Genomic DNA, 4488 nt, shown 5'->3' with positions numbered 1-4488 from the left:
AAAAACCCCGTCTTTTTAGGCGGGGTTTTTGTGTTTTGTTTTATTCGGCGGCGTCTTGGTATTCTGACATGGGTGGGCATGTGCAGATGAGGTTTCGGTCACCGTATGCGTTGTCGACGCGGTTGACGGGGGACCAGTATTTGTCGACGCCCATGGAGCCCGGAGGAAAGCAGGCCTGTTCGCGGCTATAGGGCCGGTCCCAGTCGCCGACCAGATCGCGCACCGTGTGGGGGGCGTTTTTCAGCGGGTTGTTTTCCGCATCGATCTTGCCGTCGATGATGTCCTGCGCCTCGGAGCGGATCGACAGCATGGCCTCGCAGAAACGGTCCAGCTCGTCCTTGGGTTCAGATTCCGTGGGCTCCACCATCAGGGTGCCTGCCACCGGCCAGGACATGGTCGGCGCGTGGAAGCCGCTGTCCACCAGACGTTTGGCGATGTCATCAACACTGACATGCGCGGCCTCGTCCAGGGGGCGGGTGTCGAGGATGCATTCATGCGCCACCCGGCCCGTCTCGGACGTGTAGAGGATCGGATAGGCCTCTGCCAGACGCGCGGCGATGTAGTTGGCGTTCAGGATCGCCACTTTGGTCGCCTGCGTCAGACCCGCACCGCCCATCAGCAGCACATAGGCCCAGCTGACCGGCAGGATCGAAGGCGAGCCAAAGGGTGCGGCCGAGACCGGGCCCACGGCAGTGCCGTATTCCGGGTGGCCGGGCAGGTGCTCTTCCAGATGCGCCTTGACGCCGATCGGACCCATGCCGGGGCCGCCCCCGCCATGGGGGATGCAGAAGGTCTTGTGCAGGTTCAGGTGGCTGACATCGCCGCCAATATCGCCGGGACGCGACAGGCCGACCATGGCGTTCATGTTGGCGCCGTCGATATAGACCTGACCGCCGTGGTCATGGGTGATCTGGCAGACCTCCTGCACGGTGGTCTCAAAGACGCCATGGGTCGAGGGATAGGTGATCATGCAGCCGGCCAGATGATCGGAATGCTTTTCCGCCTTGGCGCGGAAATCGTTCAGATCAATATTGCCGTTCTCATCCGCCTGCACCGGCACCACCTGCCAGCCCACCATCTGCGCCGAGGCCGGGTTGGTCCCGTGCGCCGAGGTCGGGATCAGGCAGACATTGCGGTGCCCTTCGCCGCGCGCGAAGTGATAGTTGCGGATGGTCAGCAGCCCTGCGTACTCACCCTGCGCGCCCGAGTTGGGCTGTTGGCTGATCGCGTCATAGCCGGTGATCTGGCACAGCTTGTCGTTCAGGTCGTCGATCATCTGACGATAGCCCTGCGCCTGATCTTGAGGGCAGAACGGGTGCAGGTTGCCGAACTCGGGCCAGGTGACCGGGATCATCTCGATCGTGGCGTTCAGCTTCATGGTGCAGGATCCCAGCGGGATCATCGCCCGATCCAGCGCCAGATCGCGGTCGGCCAGACGGCGCATGTACCGCGTGATCTCGGCCTCGGCCCGGTTCTTGTGGAAGATCGGGTGGGTCAGATACGCGCTTTCGCGCAGCGCATGTTCCGGCAGGCGGTAAAGCTTGTTCGAGCTGTCATCTGTCTTGTCGATGCCAAAGGCGCCCCAGACCGCCTCGATGGTCTCGGGGCGGGTCTGTTCGTCCAGGCTGATGCCGACCTTGGTCTCGCCCACCTTGCGCAGGTTCACACCGCGGGCCACGGCAGCCTCCATGACGACGTTTTGCAGATGGCCAACTTCGACCGTGATGGTGTCAAAGAACACCTCGGGTTCGACGGCAAAGCCCGCCTCTTCCAGACCGGCGGCCAGGCGCGAGGTCTTGCGGTGTACCGATTGCGCGATGGCCTTGATCCCATCGGGACCGTGATAAACCGCATACATCGAGGCAATCACCGCCAGCAGCGCCTGCGCGGTGCAGACGTTCGAGTTCGCCTTTTCACGCCGAATATGCTGCTCGCGGGTCTGCAGCGCCAGACGATAGGCTTTGTTGCCGCGCGCGTCGATGCTGACACCGATGATCCGGCCCGGCATCGAGCGCTTCAGCTTGTCGGTGGTCGCCATATAGGCCGCGTGCGGCCCGCCATAGCCCATCGGCACACCAAAGCGCTGGGTCGAGCCGATGGCGATATCCGCGCCCATCTCGCCGGGGGATTTCAGCAACGCCAGCGACAGGATGTCAGCGGCGACGATGGCAATCGCCTTGTGTTCATGCAGCGCCGCGATCTCGGCCGAGAAGTCGCGCACGTGACCGTGGGTGCCGGGATATTGGAAGATCGCGCCAAAGACGGCACCTGCGTCCAGGCTGTCGGGATCCCCCACCTGCACGTCGATGCCCAGAGGCTCGGCCCGGGTTTTGATCACCGCGATGGTTTGCGGGTGGCAGTTTTTATCGACAAAGAACGCCGCATTGTTGGCCTTGGACCGGCCGCCGCGCTTGGCCATGGCCATGGCTTCGGCCGCCGCAGTCGCTTCGTCGAGCAGCGAGGCATTGGCCACGTCCAGCCCGGTCAGGTCGCTGACCATGGTCTGGAAGTTCAACAGCGCCTCAAGCCGGCCCTGAGAGATCTCGGGCTGATAGGGCGTGTAGGCCGTATACCAGGCCGGGTTTTCCAGGATGTTGCGCAGGATCGGCGCGGGCGTGGTGGTGCCATAGTACCCCTGACCGATCAGCGAGGTCAGAACCTTGTTCTTGCTCGCCACCTCTTTCATGTGGAACAGAGCGTCACGCTCGGTCATCGCCGGACCCCAGTCCAGCGGTTCCTTCTGCCGGATCGCGGGCGGGACCGTGGCGTCGATCAACGCGTCCAGGGTCTTGAAGCCGATCACCTTGAGCATGTCGCGCATCTCGGTCGGGCTGGGCCCGATATGGCGGCGGTTGGCGAAGTCATAGGCTTCGTAATCGGTCAGTTTGAAAGCCATCGTTGCGCTCCTCACGGAATGTCTCGCCCGGCCGCTCAGGCAGACGCCTTCGGCGAGAGTATTTGGAAAAAGATGAAGCTGGGGAGCCCCAATATCAGGGCTCCGGCAGTATCAGCCGATGAAGGCCTTGTAGCCAGCCTCATCCATCAGATCTTCAAGCTGCGCGGCGTCCGTGATCTTGATCTTGTAGATCCACGCCTCGCCCTCGGGGTCTTCGTTCAGCGCGCCGGGATTGTCGGCCAGCGCCTCGTTCACCTCGACAATCTCGCCATCGACCGGGGCATAGAGCTCGGACGCAGCCTTGACGGATTCGATCACGCCGATCTCGCCGTCTTTTTCGAACTCGTCGCCCGCTTCCTGCTGCTCGACAAAGACCACATCGCCCAGCTGTTCGGCGGCGTGTTTGGTGATGCCCAGCGTGGCGGTGTCGCCCTCAACAGCCAGCCATTCATGTTCTTCGGAATAATAGGTTGCCATGTCTCTCTCTCCTGACTTCAACGCTTGTAATTCTGAGTGACAAAGGGCAGCGCCACGATCTCGGCCGGTTGCGGCTTGCCCCGGATGATCAGATTGACCGCCTCGCCCGGCGCGCCATGGCCTTTGCTCACATAGCCCATCGCAACCGGTCCGCCCACCGTGGGGCCAAACCCGCCCGAGGTGATCTGACCGATGCTGTTGCCTTCGGTACATTGGATTTCCACGCCCTGACGCGCAGGCGCGCGCCCCGCAGGCTTGATCCCCACCAGCTTGCGCGCGGGCCCCTCGGCCAGTTCCTTTTGCACGCGCGCCGCACCCGGAAAGCCACCCTCTTCCTTGCGGCGTTTCTGGATCGCCCAGGCCAGCGAGGCCTCGATCGGCGAGGTGCTCTGGTCAATGTCATTGCCATAAAGGCACAAGCCTGCCTCCAGCCGCAGGCTGTCGCGCGCGCCAAGGCCCGCCGGTTCGCAATCTTCATGCGCCAGGAAGGCCTTGCTGATCTCGATCGCCTTGTCCTCGGGGATCGAGATCTCATACCCGTCCTCGCCCGTGTACCCCAGCCGCGAGATCCGGCATTCCACACCGTTGATCTCGGCCAGCGTGGTTTCCATGAAGGTCAGACCCCGCGCCGCGGGGCAGAGCGCGCCTACCACATCCTCGGCCTTGGGGCCCTGCACAGCCACCAGCGCGCGGTCGAAGATCTCGGTCACTTCGACGCCTTCAAGGTTCGCTTTCATATGCGGAATATCCTGATGCCGCAGCGCCGCGTTCACCACCACAAAGTAATGATCCCCCGCATTCGACACGATCAGGTCATCCATGATCCCGCCGTCCTCGTTCGTGAAGAACCCGTACCGCGCCTTGCCTTCCTTCAGCGTCGCATAGGCCTGCGGGCACAAAGCTTCCAGCTTCTCCCCCACATCCTCACCGCGCAGAATAACCTGGCCCATATGGCTCACATCAAACAACGCCGCCTTCTCACGACACTGCGCATGCTCCCCCATAATCCCCAAAGAATACTGAACAGGCATCTCCCAGCCCGCAAAATCAACCAACTTACCTCCCAACTCAACATGCAAAGCATAAAGTGGAGTGCGACTAAGTGAGGTCATGAC

3 protein-coding genes are annotated in these 4488 nt (G+C 62.5%); all 3 read right to left on the bottom strand.

Going from position 1 to position 4488, the window contains the following annotated elements; genetic code table 11:
• Positions 1-40 precede the first annotated feature (40 nt).
• The 3 genes from gcvP to gcvT all read right to left on the bottom strand — a co-directional run bounded on the left by gcvP (position 41) and on the right by gcvT (position 4485).
• Positions 41-2896, bottom strand: coding sequence for an aminomethyl-transferring glycine dehydrogenase (gcvP, locus tag ACR0AG_RS22340; RefSeq protein ID WP_480842867.1), 2856 nt, complete (start codon positions 2894-2896; stop codon positions 41-43).
• 111 nt (positions 2897-3007) lie between these two features.
• Positions 3008-3373: a glycine cleavage system protein GcvH gene (gcvH, locus tag ACR0AG_RS22335; RefSeq protein WP_480842865.1), complete on the bottom strand. Its 366-nt coding sequence runs from the start codon at positions 3371-3373 to the stop codon at positions 3008-3010.
• 17 nt (positions 3374-3390) lie between these two features.
• Positions 3391-4485 (bottom strand): glycine cleavage system aminomethyltransferase GcvT, encoded by a 1095-nt coding sequence (gene gcvT / locus ACR0AG_RS22330; RefSeq protein WP_480842869.1) that lies wholly within the window; start codon positions 4483-4485, stop codon positions 3391-3393.
• Positions 4486-4488: the final 3 nt, after the last annotated feature.

The organism is Ruegeria sp. H6 (assembly GCF_056532975.1).
The sequence above is the reverse complement of the archived record's forward strand: the minus strand, read 5'-3'. Positions and strand labels throughout refer to the sequence as shown.